Genomic DNA, 19,754 nt, shown 5'->3' with positions numbered 1-19,754 from the left:
ACTCGATCCGCTGGTGGTGCAAGGATTCATGGGGCGCGACCCCGGGTAGCCGGTGTAGCGTTCCGGACGCCATCAGCGACCCAGGAGGCACCGTTGATCGACCCCTCGGCGGCATCAGTCGTCCCCACCACCGATCCGTCCACGTACCTGCCGGCGCAGCCGATCACCGGCGACCTCACCGACCAGATGCTGCAGACGGACTTCTGGACCGACGAGCTCGTCGCGGCCGCGGGCATCCCTATCGTCGACGTCCCCTTCGTGACGGTCGGCGGCGGCATCGGCAGCTTCGTCACGGTCGACTACCTGCGCATCGCGGGCGTGCCGACCTCGCAGATGCGGGTCCTGAGCACCCTCGACTTCCCGTGGCAGACCTACGAGTACCTCACCCGGGTCTCGCAGGTGCCGCGCCCCGAGCGGATCCGCTCCGACTCGGCGTCGCGTCCCGACAACATCTGGGGCTTCCCGTCGTACGGCTTCGCCGAGGGCGTCAAGAAGTTCAACCTCAAGGTGCTCTGGGGCCTGTTCAGCGAGCCGATCTTCTCCGACTACTACACCCCGAAGGCCGGCAACGTCTTCGAGCAGCTCGAGCGCGAGTCCAAGCGGATCAACTACGACGAGATGCTCGTCAAGGGCCTGGTCCGGATCGTGCGCCGTCGGTACGGCGGCGGGTACTTCACGATCCTGACCCCGCCCGAGGGCGCGTCGGCCACCAAGCGCGTCGCGTTCCGCTCGCAGTACGTCCACCTCGCGGTGGGCTACCCGGGCCTTAAGTTCCTGCCGGAGCTGCAGCGCTACCGCACCGAGAACAACGACTACCAGCACATCGTCAACGCCTACGAGGCCCACGAGCACGTCTACGAGCGGCTCGTGCAGAAGCCCAGCACCGTGCTCGTGCGCGGCGGTGGCATCGTCGCCTCCCGCATCCTGCAGCGGCTGATGGACGACCGCGAGAAGTTCGGCGCGCAGACCAACATCGTCCACCTCTTCCGGACCTACATCAACGGCACCAACGACGGCTACGGCAACGAGTCCGACCCGCGTCCCGGTGGCGGCAGGACCCGGGTCACGATGCGCCGCCGCGGCGGCAACGGCTGGGCCTACCAGGGCTTCAACTACCCGAAGTCGGTGTGGGGCGGCCAGCTCAAGGCCCAGGTGCGCAACCTGGAGGGCGAGGAGCGCGCGGAGCTCTACAAGCGGATGGGTGGCACCAACACCCCGTGGCGCAAGAGCTGGCAGCGGCAGATGAACCAGGGCCGCCGCGAGGGCTGGTACAACTGCGTGGTGGGCACGGTCGATGCCATGGAGCCGAGCGGCTCGCGGATCCTCAACCAGGTCCGTACGGCGCAGGGCGTCGTGCCGCTCGAGGTCGACTTCGTGATCGACTGCACCGGCCTCGAGGCCGACATCGCCGAGCACCGGCTGCTCAAGGACCTGCTCGACCACGGCGGCGCCAGCCGCAACCCGGTCGGCCGGCTCAACGTGGACCGCAACTTCGAGCTGATCGGCACGGCCTCGGGCGGCGGCGCCATGTACGCCTCCGGCGCGACCACGCTGGGCGGCTACTTCCCCGGCGTCGACACCTTCCTCGGCCTGCAGGTCGCGGCGCAGGAGATCTACGGCGACCTCAACAAGCGCGGGTTCTGCAAGAGGATCGGACCGGTGCGCTCGACCGTGCAGTGGTGGAAGTGGCTCGCGGGGAGCAACCCGTGAGCGCCCGCCCCGTCCTGACCGCCTCGACCACCGGAGCGCGCTGATGCTGCCCACCCTCAACGGACGGATCCAGACCCGGATCTTCATGCTCGTCGTCTTCGGCGGGCTGATCACGCTGGCCCTGACGCCGATCCTGCCCGGCGACCCGGACTACCGGACGACGTACATCATCCTGGCGGCGGTGCTGGTGCTCGGCATCGTCTGGGAGCTGATCTACCACGTCATCCAGCAGTTCCGGTGGGAGAAGGACTGGCCGACGATGTTCGGCCTGATCACCGCGATCAACGAGGGCGCGCTGGTCTGGCTGCTGCTCGACCTCGAGCTCGTCCCCGGCATCGACTACCCCTCCGACGGCGTGCCCTTCTGGGCGTTCTTCATCGACTTCGCCGTCATCTGGTTCGTCATCTGGGTCTGGACCAACGGCCCGATGCGCGTTCCGTTCATTCGCTGGCGCTTCTTCGGTGGAAGGATCGTGTGACGCCATGGCTGCCACTACTGCTGACGACTGGTCCCGCGCGAGCATCGTGCCCGGCCCCGGCGAGGGCACCCTCGCCCGGATCGGGTCCGTGGTGCTCCTCGTCGGGTCGAGCGACCCGGAGGTCGTGAAGCCCTATCTCGAGCACGCCGAGATCGTCGCGGCCAACGGTGGCCAGGGCCGCCAGCTGGTCCGCGGCTACGCGCTGATGCTGTCGACCGCGGTCGACCAGTCCCCCGGCTTCGCCGCCATCGCGCCCCACACCACGGGCCTGGCGGTCTTCGTCGACGGCGACGTCACGGTCACCGTCGACGGCGACTCCTTCAGCGGCGCCGACTCGCTGGCCTGGGTCGAGCGGCTGATCCCCTGGCCGGTCGAGTCCGTCAGCGTGACGCTGGCGGGCGCTGCCGCGCCGGCCGACGGGTCGTCGTACCGACTCGACGGTGGGGTGATCCCCGCGGGCTCGTTCGCCCTCGGCTCCGGCACGGCCGCTGCCGTCATGGCGCCGGCCGAGCCGGCGATGGCGGAGGCGCCCGAGGCGGCGCCGGAGGCCGTGCACGACCACGAGCACGGGCACGACCACGGGCACGGGCACACCGCCCACCGGCCGCCCGCCGCCGAGCCCGAGGCTCCCGAGCCCGACACGGCGCCCGAGCCGGTCGTGGCCGCACCGCCGGCCCCGCCCGCTCCCCCGGCGCCGGTCCCGCCCGTGGCGGGACGCCCGCTGCCGCCGCAGCCCGCGGACGAGCAGGTCAGCTTCCAGTCCGTGCTCATCGACGACGTCGACGAGGACATGGACGACTTCGAGCCGCTCCCCATCGTCGAGGACGCCTCACAGGTCGTCGACGAGGCGGCGCAGGAGCAGGTCCGCGGCGTCTACTGCAAGAACCGCCACTTCAACGACCCGCGCGTGCTCTTCTGCGCAGTCTGCGGCATCAACATGGTCCAGCAGACGCCGGTGCTGGTGAACGGACCACGGCCGCCGCTGGGCGTGATCGTGCTCGACGACGGCGCGGTGTTCCAGCTGGACACCCCCTACCTCCTGGGCCGCGACCCGAACGCCGACCCGCGGATCGGGTCGGGCGAGTTCCGGCCGCTGCCGATCATCGACCAGTCCAACCAGGTCTCCCGCGTGCACGCACGCCTCGAGATGCGGGGCTGGGACGTCGTGCTGATCGACAACAACTCGACCAACGGCACCTTCGTGCACGTCCCGAAGACCCCGGACTGGGTGCGCATGCCGCCCGGCACCGAGCAGGTCCTCGTGCAGGGCACGCGGGTCCGGATCGGGCACCGCACGCTGGCGTTCAACACGCACGCCGGCGCTTCCAGCTGATGCATCGATGACCACGGCGGCTCGGTACGGCTGGGTCGTCGACGTCGTCGGCGACGTCGCCGCCTGCATCACGGTGGTCGGGGGGCTGCCGCCGGCCAGGCTCATGGAGCTGTTCGGCGCGGATCCCGACGAGCCGGTCGACGAGGACGAGCTCCAGGACATCGCTGCCTTCCACCGCCTGCTCGGCGGTGGATCGCTGACGGTCGAGCCCAACGGCTACCAGGGCAACCGCCCGGAGGTCCTGGTGCCGGCGTCGTTCGCCGCGCCGAACGGCCGCGCCGCGTCGGTCTACTGGAACGAGAACGTCGGCATCCGCTTCGCCTGCGCGGAGGCGGGCCGGATGGTGGCCTCGATGGAGCTCCCGCCGTACGACGACGAGGAGTTGGGCGACCTCCCACCCGACGTCCGGGCGCTCGTCCTTCCCCACGTGGACGACGAGGAGGTCGACCCGATCGCGCTCGGGTCGGCGATGGTCCACCTCTTCACCGGCGTGGCCTTCGGGCGGCACGACGTCGACAGGACGGACGTCGTGAGGATCAACCCGATGCCGGCGTCCGTGGAGGCCGACACCACCTCATCGACGGCGCTCGCCCGCGAGTACCCGGAGCTGGTCACCGCGCTCGCTGCGCTGCCCGCGCCGACCCAGCGCGAGGTGGTGGCGTGGTCGGTGGACCAGGTGCTCGCCGCGAGCGGGCTCGCCGACGATCCCGACTTCCGCTGCGTGGTCGAGCTACTCAGGTCCGCGTCGCCCGCTCCGCTGCCCGAGCAGGCTCGCAAGCGCTTCGGTGCGATCGATCGCGCGATCTCCGAGGAGAACCTCAAGGAGCACGAGGACGACTGGCAGGAGATCGTGGGCTACGGGGACGATGACGACGAGGACGGCGAGAGCTGGGCTGTGAACGTCAACGTCGTGGTGTCCAGCGACGCCGAGGGCGGGACCGCATCCGCGCGATCGGTCGGTCCCGGCGACCCGGAGTGGGACGAGATCGTCCGCCACCTCGAGGAGAGCCCCGAGTTCCGGGCCCTGCGCGACGGCAGCCTCGCCGAGGAGCTCGACGACTGGGACGCCCCGGACGACGAGACGGATCCGGACCACATGTTCTCGGAGAGCCGCTACCGGACCCTGAACGTCCAGCAGTGGGCATCGGGCACCTGCGAGGCTGCCGTGCATCCTGACGCCACCACCTCGGTCTGGCGGACGGTCCACGCGGCCTTCGGCACCATGGACGCGGTCAGCCGGCTGGAGGGCGGGACCCGACGCGAGCAGTTCTCCGCCGAGCTGGTCCGGCGCTTCCTCGCCGCCCATCCGTCGGGATCGGCCCTGATGGTGCCCAGGCTGGAGGCCCACGAGGCCGCCCGCACCCTCGCGCCGGCACGTCAACGGCAACTGGCGGAGTGGGTGGCCACCTTCCTCGCCCGCGCGGCCGGCGTCGACCAGGACCCCGACTTCGCCGTGACGTTGGGACAGTTCGGGCGGGGTGCGGTGGCCACCATGACGCCGGCCACCGCGGCTCGGCTCGCGCAGGCCGAAGCAGCGCTCGAGGCCGAGAGCCGACGACGGCAGCAGGACCACGAACCCGCTCCCCAGCAGGAGGTCGACCACCTCGTCATGCTGTCAACGGTGGCGAGCGCCATCGAGAACGCCTGCCATGCCGACCCCGGGCACGCCGCCGCCCGTGCCGTGCTCCGCGCCGACATGGACCTCGTCCACGTCGCCCTCGCCCGGCAGGCCGACGTCGACCAGTCGTTCTGGACCACGCTCTCCGAGCGCTTCGGCATCACCCGCTGACGGCGTCAGGCCGGGGCGGCGACCTCGCCGAGGGTGACCGTCGCGAAGTCGGTCGGCGCGGCGTCCAGCTCGGCCCGCACGGTGATCCCGCCCTGCCCCGCGGACGCGGCCGACAGGACGAGGGGCGCGGCGGCCAGTGGTCCGGCGTCCTCGGCGGCGTCGACCACCCGCACGCCCCGCGCGGCCAGCGCCGTGCGGGCTGCCGTGGTGCGGCGACCGTCGCCGCGGACCTCCAGGGTCGTCCCGCGCACGAGGGCCAGGCGCGCGCCGAGCACGATCGCAGCGTCGCCGTCCGTGTCATTGCTCCCGTGTACGACGACCGGCGCGTCCGCGTCCGGGACCGGGGTCCCCGCTGGAGCCACCACGACGGGCGACTCGTTGGCCGCGACGACGGCGTCGAGCGACGGGTCGTCGGACCAGGCCACCAGGCCCTGGGGCTGCAGCACCCCGACGAGCTCGACGAGGTCCTCCTGGACGTCCGCCGAGGGGTGGGCGATGACCCGCACCGGGACGCCCTGGCCCTCACCGTGGTGGACCAGGACCTGTTGGCGCTCCATGGCCGCGGCCATCTCGGCGAGGTCGAGCGACATGCCGCTGCCGACCTCGAGGGCGCGGCCCTGCGGGGTCAGGTCCGCGATCACGATCTCGGCCGGACGGGCGCCCCCGAGCGCGCCGATGGCCAGGTCGACGAGCAGCCGGTTGTCCTGGCCGTCGTGGGCGAGGACGAGGATCCGGTCGACGGCCTCCTCGCCGAGCGCGGCCCGCTCGGCCTCGGCGATGTCGCGCGCGACCCGGCGCTGCGGGTAGGTGAAGCCGAGCAACGGGCCGGTCATCACCGTGGTGACCAGGGCCATGATCACCATGAGCGTGAACAGCTCCGGCGACAGCAGGCCCTTCTCCAGGCCGACGTTGAGGATGATCAGCTCCGTCAGGCCGCGGGTGTTCATCAGCAGGCCGAGCGAGCTGGCCTGCCAGTGCGGGACCTTCTGCAACCGCGCACCGACGTAGGCGCCGACGTACTTGCCGACGATCGCCACGGCCAGGATCGCCAGCAGCGGCACGATGTGCTCGGTGCCGAGGCCCTGGATGTTGACCTTGAGGCCGGAGATCAGGAAGAACACGGGCAGGAGCAGGAGCACCGAGATCTGCTCGAGCCGGACCAGGATCTCGTGGCGGAGGGCGGCGGCCTGCTCGTGCGGGATGATCGCGCCGAAGAGGAACGCGCCGAAGATGTAGTGGATGCCGAGCACCTCGGTGGTGGCCGCGAACAGCAGCATCCCGACCAGCACGACCGAGAGGATCGTCGGCGTCAGCTCGCCGGCCCGGTGGTAGGCCCGGGTGAGCCAGGTGAGCGCGGGCCGGACCACGAAGATCGCCAGCAGCACGAACGGGATCGCGAGGTAGATCGCCCAGCTCGGGAGGTGTCCGTGGCCGCCGTCGACGCCTGCGATCGCGAGCACGACGGCCAGCAGGGTCCAGGCGATGATGTCGTCGGTCGCCGCGCAGGCCAGCGCGAGGCCTCCGGTCTCCGTGCGGTGCATCCGGCGGTCGGTGAGGATCCGGGCGAGGACGGGGAAGGCGGTGATGGACATCGCCGCGCCCATGAAGAGCGCGAACGGCCAGAAGTCCGCGCCCTCGGGCTTGAGCGCCTTGGTGGCGTCGCTGGTGACGAACAGGTGGGCCAGCCCGATGCCGAGCGAGAACGGCAGGATGATCGAGCAGACCGACACCGCCCCGGCGACCTTCTCGCGGCCCTTGATCAGCTTCAGGTCGAGCTCGAGCCCGACCACGAACATGAACAGCACCAGGCCGACGCGGGCGAGCACGTCGAGGAAGCCTCGCTGGTCGGTCGGGAAGAGGTCGTTGCTGAGCTCCATCCCGAGCAGGCTCGGGCCCAGCAGCACACCGGCGGCGATCTCCCCGACGACGGGCGGGATGCCGACCTTGGCGACCAGCGTGCCGGCGATCCGCGCGACGACGATGATCAGCGCCAGCAGGCCGAGCACGACGGCGATGTCGAGCACGGGTCCCGTCGCGGGCGGCGCCACGAGCACGGTGGGGGCGGGCATGGGTTCTCCTCGAGGACGACGTCGGTCGGAGCAACAGACACCCTAGGGCTTGCGCCTCACGCCGTCTCCCAACGGAACAATCTCGCCGCCAGCAGGGTCACCACGACCGCGAAGCCGGCCAGCACGACCAGCGGTACGACGGCCGCGGCCGGCCCCTCGCCGCGCACCATCACGTCGAGCATGCCCTCGTTGAGGTGCTTGAGCGGCAACAGGTCCGAGAGCCGCCGCAGCCACGTCGGGGCGCCGTCGAGCGGGAAGAAGGACCCGCTGAGGAAGGCCATCGGCAGCACGAGGAAGTTGGCGAGGTTGACCGCACCCTCGGTGGTCTTCGCGAGCGCACCGGCGAGCAGCCCGATGGCCATGAAGCACAGCGTGCCGACGACGACGAGCGGCACGGACATCCACCACGAACCGGTCAGCCGGAGGCCGAAGGCCGCGGCGCCCAGCCCGAGGAAGATCGCGAGCTGGCCGAGCGCGATCAGCAGGGTCACCGCGACCCGGGCGCCGACGATCGTGCCGGTGCCGACCGGTGCCAGCTGGAGGCGCCGGAGCAGCTTGGACTGCCGCCAGCCCTGCAGGGTCGCGGCCGACCCGAAGGCCGCGCTCATCGCGACCGCCCAGCCGAGCAGCCCGGGGGTGACGAACTGGATCACCGAGAGCGAGTCGTCCTCGACCCGCTCCGCGGTGAACGTGTACGTCGGCGGCTCGCCGGTCGCCGCCACGTTGGCCCCGTCCACGAAGGCCCGCAGCGTGCCCTGGGTGACCGCGGCCTTCACCTGGTCGGTCTGGGTGTAGTGCGCGACCAGCTCGTCGCCGCGCTGCTCGATCGCGACGTCGGCGTCGCCCTTGCGCACCTCCTCCAGCGCCGCGGCGAGGTCGTCCTCGTCGGTGACCTCGAAGGTGTGGTCGAAGGCCGCCCGCGCGTCGTCGGGGAGCTCGTCGACCAGCGGCACCGCGCCGACCTTGACCAGGTCGACCTTCGACTGGTCCTGGTTGCCGAGCAGGCCGCCGAAGAGCACGAGGAACATCAGGGGGAAGACGACGGCGAAGAACACGGCGGCGCGGTCGCGCAGGAAGCCGCGCAGGATCGCGACGGACAGGGCCAGGAAGGGCGAGCCCTCGAGGCGACGGCTCATGCCCGGTACTCCCGTCCGGTCAGCGACAGGAAGACGTCCTCGAGGGTGCCGGTGCGCACGCTCACCCCGGCCAGGTGGTCCCCGGCCGCGAGGGCGGTCAGCACGCCCGCCGGGTCGCGGGTCACCAGGACCACGCCGTCGAGGTCCTCGGCAGCATCGCTCACGCCGGGGATCGCCGCCGCCTGGTCCGCCGTCAGCGTGCCGGGGGCGACCGTGATCCGCGCGGGTGCGTCCAGGCCGCGCACCAGCGCCGCCGGGGTGTCGAACTGCAGGATCCGGCCGCGGTCCATGACCGCCACCCGGTCGCAGAGCACCTCCGCCTCGTCCATGTAGTGCGTCGTCAGTACGACCGTGCGCCCGCTCTCGTTGATCGACGACAGCAGGTCCCACAGGTTGCGCCGCGCCTGGGGGTCGAGTGCGGCCGTCGGCTCGTCGAGGAAGACCAGCTCCGGGTCGTGCACCAGCGCGCAGGCGATCGACAGCCGTTGGGCCTGGCCCCCGGAGAGGTCCTCCACCCGTGCGCCGGCCTTGTCGGTGAGCCCCACCCGCTCGAGCCACTCGTCCGCGGGACCGGCGCCGACGCCGTACAGGCTGGCGAAGGTGCGGATCTGCTCGCGCGCGGTGAGCCGCTCGAAGAACGACGAGGCCTGCAGCTGGACGCCGATGCGCGGCTGCAGCCGCGGGTTCCGCGGCCACACCGGCTCCCCCAGCAACCGCACCTCGCCGCCGTCGGGCTTCCGCAGCCCCTCGATCATCTCGAGCAGGGTCGTCTTGCCGGCGCCGTTCGGCCCCAGGACGCCGACGAACTCACCCTCGGCGACCTGGAGCGTCACGCCGTCGACGGCCGTGAGGTCGCCGTAGCGCTTGGTCAGGTCCTGCACGTCGATCGCGGACATCACCGCGACCCTAGGACAAGGTGGTGAGCCCTCTCAACGACATTCGGCTCAGGTGAGCAGGCCCCGCACCACGCGCAGACCGACCGAGACCTTGGCGATGTCGGTCGGCTCGTCGGCGCAGATGGCGTTCAGCGCGCCGATGGCGTGGTCGACGACACCGCCCGCGGCCTCCTCCCACACCGTGACGCGGCGCGACGCCAGCTCGAGCGGGTCCTCGTCCCCCTCCGGCTCCAGGCCGGCCGTCGCGGCGAGCACCTCGCCGGTCAGCTGGGCGTGGACGGCGTGCAGGTCGTCGCGGAGCGCGGCCCGGGCCATGGTCTGCCACTGGTCCTCGCGCGGCAGGTCGACGATCCGCTGCTGCAGCGCCGAGACGCCGAGCCGCTCGCCGAGCATGAAGTGCACCCGCGCGACCTCGGCCGGCGGGAGGCCGGCCCGGTCGGCGATCTCGACCACGTTGAGCAGCGTGTAGGCGACGTCGAAGGACGCGACCCGCGACGCCAGCTCGGGCGGCACGGACTGCGCCTCCAGCGACTTCCGGCGGCTCTCGTACGCGGCCAGCTCGGCGCCGGTCAGCAGCGACGGGAGCGCGAGCATCGTCTCCTGCACCGGCGTCGCGAAGAACTCCACATTGCCCTGGCTGTCCATGGGTGGGCGCCGGTTGGTGACGAGCCAGCGCGAGGCGCGCTCCACGAGCGTGCGCATCTCCACCCGCATCCGGGTCTGGAGGGCAGCGTCGAGCACGTTGTCGTACTGCTCGAGCTCACGCCGCAGGTCGAGCGAGCCGAAGATCTCGCGCGCCACGAAGTTCGCCCGGGTCAGCTCGGCCGGGCTGGCGCCCGTCTCGCCCGCCAGGCGGGGCCAGTAGGTGAAGCCCGCGCCGTTGACGAGGTCGTTGACGACCTGGGTCACGATGATCTCCCGGCGCAGCGGGTGGTCGCCGATCTGGTCGAGGAAGCCCTCCTGCACCGGGGCCGGGAAGTACGACTGCAGGTCCAGGGTGAGGTAGGGGTCCTCCGGCAGGTCGGAGGCCAGCAGCTCCTCGGCGAGCACGATCTTCGTGTACGCCATCAGCACCGCGAGCTCCGGCTGGGTGAGCGCTCCCCCGGCCTCGATCCGCCGCTTCACCTCGCGGGTCGGCGGCAGTGCCTCCAGGTCGCGGTCGAGCAGCCCACGCGACTCGAGGTCGTGCATCCACTGCTCGTGGACGTGCAGCAGCGACGGCGCGTTCTTCGCGGCGTTGGCCAGCGCGAGGTTCTGCTCGTAGTTGTCACGCAGCACCAGCTCGGCGACCTCGTCGGTCATGGAGGCGAGCAGCTCGTTGCGCTGCTTGCCGGTCAGGTCGCCGGCGAGGACGACCCGGTCGAGCAGGATCTTCAGGTTGACCTCGTGGTCGGAGGTGTCGACACCGGCCGAGTTGTCGATGAAGTCGGTGTTGATCCGGCCCCCGTCGACGGCGTACTCGATCCGGCCGCGCTGGGTGAAGCCCAGGTTGCCGCCCTCGCCGACGCACCGCACGCGCAGCTGGCCCCCGTCGACGCGGATCGCGTCGTTGGCCTTGTCGCCGGCGTCGGCGTTGGTCTCGGTCGACGCCTTCACGTAGGTGCCGATGCCGCCGTTCCAGAGCAGGTCGACGGGCGCGAGCAGGATCGCGCGCATCAGCTCGGCCGGCGTCATCCGCTCGACGTGGCCGGCGATCCCGAGCGCGGCCCGCACCTGGGCGTTGATCGGGATCGACTTGGCGCTGCGCGGGAAGATGCCGCCGCCCTCGGAGATGAGCGAGCGGTCGTAGTCCTGCCAGCTGGAGCGGGGCAGGTCGAAGAGCCGCCGGCGCTCGGCGTACGACGTCGCCGCGTCCGGCTCCGGGTCGATGAAGATGTCGCGGTGGTCGAAGGCGGCGACCAGCCGGATGTGCTCCGAGCAGAGCATCCCGTTGCCGAACACGTCGCCGGACATGTCGCCGATACCGACGACGGTGATGTCCTCGTTCTGGCAGTCGATGCCCATCTCGCGGAAGTGGCGGCGTACCGAGACCCAGGCGCCCTTGGCGGTGATGCCCATGGCCTTGTGGTCGTAGCCGACCGAGCCGCCGCTGGCGAACGCATCGCCCAGCCAGAAGCCGTAGTCGGCGGCGACGCCGTTGGCGATGTCGGAGAAGGTCGCCGTGCCCTTGTCGGCCGCGACGACCAGGTAGGAGTCGTCGGCGTCGTGGCGGACCACGAGCGGCGGCGGCACGGTCTCGCCACCGACGAGGTTGTCGGTGACGTCGAGCAGGCCGCGGATGAACGTCTTGTAGCAGGCGACGCCCTCGGCCAGCCAGGCCTCGCGACCGCCCTCACCGGCCGGGTCGGGCAGCTGCTTGGCGTAGAAGCCGCCCTTCGCGCCGACCGGCACGATGACGGTGTTCTTCACCATCTGCGCCTTCACCAGGCCCAGGATCTCGGTGCGGAAGTCGTCGCGCCGGTCCGACCAGCGCAGGCCGCCGCGGGCGACCGCACCGAAGCGCAGGTGCACGCCCTCGACCCGCGGCGAGTAGACGAAGATCTCGAACTTCGGCCGCGGCTCCGGCAGGTCCGGGATGGCCGACGGCTCGAGCTTGAGGGAGAGGTACGGCTTCGGGGCGCCGTCCTCGCCCTGGAAGTAGTTGGTCCGCAGGGTCGCCTGCACGTGCGTCAGGTAGGACCGCAGGATCCGGTCGTGGTCGAGGCTGACCACGTCGTCCAGCGCGGTGCTGATCTTGGCCACCAGACCGGCCTCGCGGTCGGCGCGGCCGTCCGCGGCTCCCGGGTCGAACCGGGTCTCGAAGAGCAGCACCAGCAGGCGGGCCAGCTCGACGTTGTCGACCAGGGCCTGCTCGATGGAGTCGAGCGCGAAGGGGCTGTTGCCCTGGCGCATGTACTTCGCGTAGGCACGCAGCACCATCGCCTGGCGCCAGGTCAGCTGGGCGCGCAGGACCAGGCGGTTGAAGCCGTCGATCTCGGTGAAGCCGTCCCACATCGCCCGCAGCGCATCGGCGAAGAGCTCGCGCGCGTGGTCCGGGAGGGCTTGGCCGTAGCGCAGGCCGAAGTCGTAGATGTGGGTACGACGTTCGAGGCCGGTCAGGCCGTAGGGCCGCTCGTCGACGACCTCGACCCCCATCGACGACAGCATCGGCAGCACGCCGCTCAGCGAGAGCGGCTCCCCCACCCGGAACACCTTGAGCCGGGCCTCGCCGTCGGCCGCGTCCAGGTCGGCGTAGAGCGACTGGTCGATCCCGCTCTCGCCGTGGATGGCCTCGATCCGGCCGAGGTCGACCGCGGCGGCCCGGGGGTTGAAGTCCTCCTTGTAGGCCTCCGGGAAGGCGTCGACGTAGCGCCGGCCGAGCAGCGCGCCGACCTCCTCGCCGTACTCGGCGATGACGGCCTGGAGGAAGTCCTCCTGCCACGAGCGCGACGCCTCGACCAGGCGGCGCTCCAGGTCGGCGGTGTCGATGTCGTCGGGGACCAGCTCGCCCTTGGGAAGGTGGACCACGAAGTGCACGCGCGCGGTCGTCGACTCGTTGATGCTGACGTTGAACTCGACGTCGTCAGGGCCGATCCGGCCCCGGCCGATCTGGTCGACCAGGATCTGCACGAACCGCTGGCGCACGCCGGTGTTGTAGCGGTCGCGCGGCAGGTAGACGAGGACCGAGAGGTAGCGGGCGTAGGTGTCGCGGCGGATGAACAGCCGGACCGCGCGGCGCTCGCGCGCCTGCATCGCCGCCTCCACGATCGGCGACAGCTCGTCGACCGGCGTGTGGAAGAGCTCGTCGCGCGGATAGGTCTCGAGGGTGTCGAGCAGCGCGGCGCCGTCGTGGCTGCGCGCGTCGTAGCCGCTGCGGTGCAGGACCTCGGCGACCTTCTCGCGCAGCAGCGGGATCTGCAGCAGCGACTCGGTGTAGGCCGCGCTGGAGAGCAGGCCGAGGAAGCGGCGCTCGCCGACGACCTCGCCGGCGTCGTCGAACGTCTTCACGCTGACGTAGTCGAGGTACGCCGGCCGGTGGACCGTCGAGCGCGAGTTGGCCTTCGCGAAGACCATCAGCGTCTTCTCGCGGGCCTTGGCCTTCACGGCGTCGGGCAGGCGGCTGAACGCGACCGAGGTGTCGCCCTCGCCCGGGTTGTCGCGCAGGATGCCCAGGCCGGAGCCGGGCACCGGCCGCAGCACGTCCTCGGCCTCCTCGCCACCGGGGAGCACGACGTGGTCCAGGACGTACTCGCGGTAGCCGAGGAAGGTGAAGTGCTCGTCGGCGAGCCAGCCCAGCAGCTCGCGGGCGCGGCGCACCTCCTCGGGGTCGAGCGGCGGCGGGTCGGCGGCGAGGCCGTCGACGATGTCGGTGACCTGGCCCTGCATGCCGGACCAGTCCTCGACCGCGGCGCGGATGTCGGCCAGCACGCGCTGGCACGCGGCCGCGACCTGCTCGGGGTGGTCGTCGCCGTCGCCGCCGAGGCGGCCGACCTCGATGTGCATCCAGGACTCGCGCACGGCGCCCTCGGCGGGCGTGACCGAGCCGGACGCGACCGGCTCGACCGACAGGAGGCGGCCGTCGGCGTCGCGGCGCACGTCGAAGGTGGGGTGGACGACGGTCCGGACGTCGTGGACCAGCCGCGCGAGCAGCATGGTCAGCGAGTCGACCAGGAAGGGCATGTCGTCGCCGACGACCTCCACGACCGAGTGCCCGGCGGCGGACCAGCCGTGCTCGGCGACCGTCGGGGTGAAGACCCGCACCTTCGCCTGGCCGGGCTTGCGGTCCAGCGCGAGGTGGTGGTGCGACGCGAAGGCGCCGTACACGTCGACGTCGCTGCGCGCGGCCAGCTCCTCCGTCGCGACGTGCCGGTAGTAGGCCGGAAGCAGCACGGGCAGCGCGTCACGCGGCGGCCCACCCGACCCCTTCGGTGTTCCGGCCGCGGCGGCGGCCTGCTCGAAGATGCGGTCACGGTCGGCCCCCGGTGCCGAGGGCGGCAGCGTCGTCATTGACACGTCTCGACACTAGGACCCCGGTGACCCGGGCCACAACCTGACGCGGCCGCATTCGTCTCGTATCCGAGACGGTCCGGCGGTCGCTGCGACAGGCCGTCGCCCGGCTGCCGTACACGGGCCACCGGGGTGCGACATGATGTCGCCATGAAGTTCCGACGTGAGCTCGCCTACGAGGCAGCCCCGGCCGAGGTGTTCGCCATGCTGGCGGACCCGGCGTTCCGGGAGAAGGTCGCCGCCGCCCAGGACGTCGTGTCGATCGACGTGACCATCACCCCGCAGGGTGAGGGCTTCACGATGGTCAGCGACCAGGTGCAGAGGACCGCAGGACTGCCGGCGATCGCCAAGAAGATCGCCGGCGACACCACCCGCGCGGTCATCCGCGAGGAGTGGTCCGACCCGGCCTCGGGGACGGTCGAGATCACGGCGCCGGGCAAGCCGACCACCATGGTCGGGACGATCCGGCTCACTGCCGACGGCAGCGGGACGACCTATGTCCAGGAGCTCGAGGTGGGCGTCAAGGTGCCGCTCATCGCGGGCAAGCTGGAGAAGATCATGGCCGACAACATCGACGAGGGCCTGTCCGTGGAGCACGCCACGGGCATCGCCTGGCTGAGGGGAGATCGCTGACATGGCAACACGTCTGGTGCACGAGATGGTGTACGACGCACCGCTGATCGAGGTCGCGGGCATGCTGTCGGACCCGGAGTTCCGGCAGGAGGTCTGCCGCAACCAGCGCGCGACGTCGTACACGGCGGAGATCGAGGGCGACGCCAACGAGAAGGCCGTCCGGATCGAGATGACCCAGCCGACCGACAAGGTCCCGGCCTTCGCGAAGAAGATCGTCGGCGACACGGTGACGATCGTGCAGACCGAGGCCTGGTCGAGCGCGTCGCACGCCGACGTCCACGTGACCATCCCCGGCAAGCCGGGCGAGATGAAGGGCACCGCGGTCCTCGTCGAGAAGGACGGCGTCACCCACGAGACGGTCACCCTCGACGTGACGGTCAAGATCCCGCTCGTGGCGGGGAAGATCGAGGACCTGCTGGCGAAGCTGCTCGGGAGCGCGCTGCGCGCCGAGGAGCGGACCGGGAAGGCGTGGCTGGCGCGCCAGCCGTAGCCGCCCGCCCCGGCACCACGCTCAGTCGTCGCGGCCCGGTTCCCCCTCGGGGAGCCGGGCCGTGTCGCTCTCCTGCTCGCGGCGCTCCTCCTCGAGCTCGGCACGACGCCGGACCATGATCACGATGCCGAGCACCACGAACGGCCCGAAGGCCAGGACGATCGTGGCGACCTGCTCGGCGGGATGCAGGGCGCCCATGTGCAGCGGGATCACGGACCCATCGTCCCACCACCCGCGCCGTCGCGACCCCTGCGGGTCAGGAACCGGGCTTGGGCCTCGGCTTGGCCTTCGGGTTGCGGCGTCCGCGCGGCGCGCGCTCCCGCGTCGCCGACGACAGCTCGAGCAGCTCCTCCAGCGCTTCCTGCACGCACGAGCCGAGGAGCTCGGCGTCGGGGATCCAGTCGCGGTCGGCGGTGATGCCGTAGAACACCCCGCCGTCGTACGACGTCACGCTGATCGCCAACGGGTGGCCGGGCGTCAACGGGGGCACCGGGTAGCTGGCCAGCATCCGCGCGCCGGCGGCGTACAGCGGGGTCTGCGGGCCCGGCACGTTGGTCACCGACAGCTGGTAGCCGCGTCGCAGCTCGGCATTGGCGACGCGGGAGCCGATGGCGTGGAAGGTCGTCGGCGCGAAGCCGGCGATGCCGGCGAGCCGGTTGGCGGCCACGCTGCGGCCGGTGTCCTTGTGCGCCTGGAAGGAGTACGAGACCTGGTGCAGCCGGACGACGGGGCTGGTCTCGCTGATCGGCAGGTCGACGAAGTGCGCCGCGATCTGGCTGCCCAGTGATGTGGCCTCGAGCTCCTCGTCGATGACCGAGACCGGCACGACGGCGCGGACCTGGCGCAGACCGCCCATCGACTCGGCCCGCGTCATCAGCCACGCCCGCAGGGCGCCGGTGACGGTCGCGAGGATCACGTCGTTGACCGTGCCGCCGTGCGCCTCGCGGACCTTGCGGTAGTCGGACAGGCGGGTCTCGACGGTCACGACGCGGCGCTGCTGCGAGAGCGGGCCGTTGATGACGCCGCGCCGCTTGGGCCGGCGCCCGGTGGCCGCGGCGGCGAAGGAGCGCACGCGGCTGCTGCGGCGGTCGGCCTCGCGGGCGACGGCCCGGGAGCCGGTGCGCACCGTGTCGAGCAGGACGCCGGGGTCGGTGAGGTTCTCCCGGACGGCGCTGCTGAGGAGGCGGGCCGGGTTGGGCGAGCGCCGCGGCACCCAGTCGTCGGGGTCGAGCTCGCGCGCCTCGGGCTGCAGGTCGAGCAGCAGCTGGCCGAGGTCGACGGTGTGGACCCCGTCGACGAGGGCCTGGTGGGTCTTGGAGAGCAGCGCGACGCGGCCGCCCTCGAGGCCCTCGACGAAGTAGATCTCCCACAGCGGGCGGGTCCGGTCGAGCGGGCGCGAGACGATCCGGGAGACGAGCTCGAGCAGCTGCGCCGACGTACCGGGCCGCGGAAGGGCCGAGCGCCGGACGTGGAAGCCGAGGTCGAAGTTCTCGTCGTCGACCCACACCGGGTTGGCCAGGTGGCCGGGAACGGTCTGGAGCCGCTGGCGGTAGCGCGGCACGAACGCGATCCGGTCGCGGATCAGGGCGACCAGGCGCGCGTGGTCGAAGGCACCCTCGCCCTCACCGGGATCGAAGATCTCGATGGTGGCGTTGTGCAGCGGCGTCTCCGGCGTCTCCTCAGCGAGGAACGTCAGGTCGCGCGGACGCACCCGATCCACCACGTCGTTCTCCAACCTCTTGGCGGACCCCCGGGGACCAACGGTGTCCGGCCCCATCCGGACGCCTTGGGGTCACCGTGAGATTCTGGCAGAGAACCTGGAGCCGGGCCGACACGGTCCACGAGTGTCGGCCGACGAGTGCCGGCTCCCCGACGAGGAGGACCACCCATGCGCTTGCGCGCTGTCGCCGCCGTGCTCACCGGCGTCGCCCTGCTGGCCACCGTCACCGCCTGCGGCGACGACGAGAAGGCCGGCTCCGACGACGTGGTGACGATCGACATCACCATCAAGGACGGCCAGGTGGACCCGAGCGGCGACCGGGTGAAGGTGGACGCCGGCCAGCCGGTCGACCTCGTCGTGACCGCCGACGAGCCCGGCGAGCTGCACATCCACTCCGACCCGGAGCAGCAGCTGGAGTACGACGCGGGCACCACCACGCTGCCGATCGCGATCGACCGGCCCGGCGTCGTCGCCGTCGAGTCGCACGAGCTGGACCAGGTGATCGTCCAGCTCGAGGTCCGTTGATCGGGGGCGCCGACGGCACGATCGAGGCGCACGGGATCGGCGGTCAGGCGGACCTGCCGATCTCCCTCGAGCTGGCCGTGTCGGGCGCGGTGGCCGCGCTCGTCGTCTCGTTCACCGTCCTCGTCGTCGCCTGGCGCAGGCCGCGCTACGACGGCCAGCCGGTCACCGGCCGCGTCGTCTGGCCCCCGCTCGACGCCTTCGTGTCGTCGGTGGCCTTCCGGGTCGGCGCCCGCGTGGTCGGGCTCCTGCTGGCGGCGTACACGGTCGCGGTGGCGGTCGCCGGCCAGGACAACCTGACCAACCCGTTCTTCGGCATCTTCTACGTCTGGTGGTGGGTCGGGCTCGTCTTCGCTTCGGCCCTGCTGGGCCCGGTGTGGAGGGCGATCAGCCCGGTCCGCACCCTCAACGCCGGCATCGCGCGCCTCGCCGGCAGCGACCCCGACGCCGGGCTGGTCCCCTACCCCGAGCGCCTCGGCTACTGGCCGGCCGCGCTCGGCCTGTTCGCGTTCGTGTGGCTGGAGCTCGCCTACGAGTACCCGACCGAGCTGGGCTCCGTCCGGTTCTGGTGTGCCGTGTACGTCGGCGCGATGCTCGTCGGCGGAGCCGTGTTCGGCAACCGCTTCTACGAGCGGGCGGACCCCTTCGAGGTCTACTCCTCGCTCATCGCGAAGCTCTCGCCGTGGGCGCGCGACGAGGAGGAGCGCCTGGTGCTGCGCAGCCCGCTCGCCAACCTGGCGACGATCCCGCCGCTGCCCGGCCTGGTCGCGGTGGTCGCGGTGCTCTTCGGCAGCACGGCGTTCGACTCGTTCCGCGAGTCGACCTTCTGGGTGAAGTTCTACCAGGGCTCCAGCATCGACAAGGTCTACCTCGACAACGTCGCCCTGCTCTGCTTCGTGCTGCTCGCGGGCCTGCTGTTCAGCGGCGGCAGCGCGCTGACGCCCCCGGGTGCCGAGGTGTCGCGGCGCGACCTGCCGCGCCACTACGCGCACTCGATCGTGCCGATCATCCTCGGTTACATCGTGGCGCACTACCTCACGCTCTTCATCGACGTCGGGACGCAGACGCTCGCCCGGGCCAGCGACCCGTTCGGCAAGGGCTGGGACATCCTCGGCACGGCGGCCGTCGAGCCGTCGTACTGGTTCTCCTACCACCCGCAGACGCTCGCCACGATCAAGGTGCTCGCGGTCGTGGTCGGACACGTGGTGGCGGCGATCGCCGCCCACGACCGGGCGCTGGCCCTGCTGCCGCGGAAGGACCAGGTGACCGGTCAGCTGCCGCTGCTGGCCGTCATGGTGACCTTCACCGCGGGCGGTCTGATGCTGCTGTTCAGCGCCTGACGGACGGCCGGGTGCCGACGAGCAGGTGGAACACCGGCTCGCGGTCCCCGAGCGTGCGGTGCTCGACGTCGAGGCCGGCCGCGGCGAGCGCGGCCACCACGTCCGCGACCGGCCGCAACGTGAAGCCGTGGCGGGTGAACGGCTGGCGGCCCATCCACGCGGGGTCGGCGATGCCGATCACGCCCGTCCCGGCCGGGGCGAGCACGCGCGCCGTCTCGCGGAAGGCGACATCGAGGTCGTCGACGAAGTAGACGGTGTTCACGCTGATCCAGCCCGCCAGGGCACCGTCGGCGAAGGGCAGCGCGGCCATCGTCGCCTCGTGCAGCTCGAGCCGGCCGCTCGCCACGGCATCGCGATGGGACCGCCGAGCGCGGTCCAGCATGTCCGCCGAGGGCTCGACGCCGTGCACGCGGCCGGTGTCGCCGGATGCGTCGAGGAGCAGGTCGAGTCCGAGTCCGCCGCCGAAGCCGATGTCGGCGACCGTCTCGCCCCCGGTCAGCGCCAGCGCGTCGACCGCCGCGGCGACCGTGGTCGCGTTGCCCTTGTTGAGCATGCGCGCGACGAGCGCCCCGAGCGGCCCCGACGGACCGCCGAGCTGGCGGCCGAGGACGCGCAGGAGCACGTCGGGGACGGGGATCCGGGGCACCCCGCC

Annotated in this window: 15 protein-coding genes; 8 read left to right on the top strand and 7 right to left on the bottom strand. The window is 71.7% G+C overall.

The features are described 5' to 3' along the window. Positions 1–93 precede the first annotated feature (93 nt). The 4 genes from BJ993_RS18170 to BJ993_RS18155 are packed head-to-tail and all read left to right on the top strand — an operon-like array spanning position 94 to position 5,310. Positions 94–1,710 (top strand): FAD/NAD(P)-binding protein, encoded by a 1,617-nt coding sequence (locus tag BJ993_RS18170; RefSeq protein ID WP_207009980.1) that lies wholly within the window; start codon positions 94–96, stop codon positions 1,708–1,710. A gap of 43 nt (positions 1,711–1,753) precedes the next feature. Next, the gene (locus BJ993_RS18165) at positions 1,754–2,188 is read left to right on the top strand and encodes a hypothetical protein (protein ID WP_179650387.1); all 435 of its coding nucleotides are present in this window, start codon (positions 1,754–1,756) and stop codon (positions 2,186–2,188) included. 4 nt (positions 2,189–2,192) lie between these two features. Next, positions 2,193–3,521, top strand: a complete 1,329-nt coding sequence (locus tag BJ993_RS18160; protein ID WP_179650386.1) for an FHA domain-containing protein — start codon at positions 2,193–2,195, stop codon at positions 3,519–3,521. Positions 3,522–3,528: 7 nt separating this feature from the next. Beyond that, positions 3,529–5,310 (top strand): hypothetical protein, encoded by a 1,782-nt coding sequence (locus BJ993_RS18155; protein WP_179650385.1) that lies wholly within the window; start codon positions 3,529–3,531, stop codon positions 5,308–5,310. A gap of 5 nt (positions 5,311–5,315) precedes the next feature. On the opposite strand, the gene BJ993_RS18150 is transcribed toward BJ993_RS18155, so the two are convergent. The 4 genes from BJ993_RS18150 to BJ993_RS18135 are packed head-to-tail and all read right to left on the bottom strand — an operon-like array spanning position 5,316 to position 14,397. Continuing rightward, entirely contained in the window at positions 5,316–7,379 is a 2,064-nt protein-coding gene (locus tag BJ993_RS18150) for a cation:proton antiporter (protein ID WP_179650384.1), read from the bottom strand. A gap of 56 nt (positions 7,380–7,435) precedes the next feature. Beyond that, entirely contained in the window at positions 7,436–8,515 is a 1,080-nt protein-coding gene (locus tag BJ993_RS18145; RefSeq protein WP_179650382.1) for an ABC transporter permease, read from the bottom strand. After that, on the bottom strand, positions 8,512–9,411 hold the full coding sequence (locus BJ993_RS18140) for an ABC transporter ATP-binding protein (protein ID WP_179650380.1): 900 nt from the start codon (positions 9,409–9,411) through the stop codon (positions 8,512–8,514). The genes BJ993_RS18145 and BJ993_RS18140 overlap by 4 nt, the downstream gene beginning before the upstream one ends. 48 nt (positions 9,412–9,459) lie before the next feature. Next, positions 9,460–14,397, bottom strand: coding sequence for an NAD-glutamate dehydrogenase (locus tag BJ993_RS18135; protein ID WP_179652426.1), 4,938 nt, complete (start codon positions 14,395–14,397; stop codon positions 9,460–9,462). A gap of 150 nt (positions 14,398–14,547) precedes the next feature. On the opposite strand from BJ993_RS18135, the gene BJ993_RS18130 reads away from it, so the two are divergent. Both BJ993_RS18130 and BJ993_RS18125 read left to right on the top strand, forming a co-directional pair. After that, a complete protein-coding gene (locus tag BJ993_RS18130; protein ID WP_179650378.1) occupies positions 14,548–15,030 on the top strand; it encodes a DUF2505 domain-containing protein in 483 nt (160 codons plus the stop codon). 1 nt (position 15,031) lies between these two features. Then, positions 15,032–15,520: a DUF2505 domain-containing protein gene (locus BJ993_RS18125; protein WP_179650376.1), complete on the top strand. Its 489-nt coding sequence runs from the start codon at positions 15,032–15,034 to the stop codon at positions 15,518–15,520. Positions 15,521–15,541: 21 nt separating this feature from the next. Here the strand turns inward: BJ993_RS18125 and BJ993_RS18120 are convergent, their stop codons facing one another. Together BJ993_RS18120 and BJ993_RS18115 are read right to left on the bottom strand one after the other, a co-directional pair. After that, the gene (locus BJ993_RS18120) at positions 15,542–15,733 is read right to left on the bottom strand and encodes a hypothetical protein (protein ID WP_036541018.1); all 192 of its coding nucleotides are present in this window, start codon (positions 15,731–15,733) and stop codon (positions 15,542–15,544) included. A gap of 43 nt (positions 15,734–15,776) precedes the next feature. Further along, positions 15,777–17,243 carry a wax ester/triacylglycerol synthase family O-acyltransferase gene (locus BJ993_RS18115; protein WP_036541016.1) on the bottom strand — a complete coding sequence of 489 codons (1,467 nt, stop codon included), beginning with the start codon at positions 17,241–17,243 and terminating at the stop codon, positions 15,777–15,779. A 165-nt stretch (positions 17,244–17,408) separates the two neighbouring features. Between BJ993_RS18115 and BJ993_RS18110 the strand changes: the two genes are divergently transcribed. Both BJ993_RS18110 and BJ993_RS18105 read left to right on the top strand, forming a co-directional pair. Further along, a complete protein-coding gene (locus BJ993_RS18110) occupies positions 17,409–17,765 on the top strand; it encodes a cupredoxin domain-containing protein (RefSeq protein WP_179650374.1) in 357 nt (118 codons plus the stop codon). Further along, positions 17,762–19,102 (top strand): hypothetical protein, encoded by a 1,341-nt coding sequence (locus BJ993_RS18105; RefSeq protein WP_218864742.1) that lies wholly within the window; start codon positions 17,762–17,764, stop codon positions 19,100–19,102. Before BJ993_RS18110 ends, BJ993_RS18105 begins: the two co-directional genes overlap by 4 nt. Here the strand turns inward: BJ993_RS18105 and BJ993_RS18100 are convergent. Further along, complete coding sequence (locus BJ993_RS18100) at positions 19,092–19,748, bottom strand: class I SAM-dependent methyltransferase (RefSeq protein ID WP_308645620.1); 657 nt, start codon at positions 19,746–19,748, stop codon at positions 19,092–19,094. The two genes, BJ993_RS18105 and BJ993_RS18100, sit on opposite strands and share 11 nt — an antisense overlap. Positions 19,749–19,754: the final 6 nt, after the last annotated feature.

Source organism: Nocardioides aromaticivorans (assembly GCF_013408525.1).
In the GTDB taxonomy this organism is placed as follows: domain Bacteria; phylum Actinomycetota; class Actinomycetes; order Propionibacteriales; family Nocardioidaceae; genus Nocardioides; species Nocardioides aromaticivorans.
This window is presented reverse-complemented; position numbering and strand designations above follow the sequence as displayed.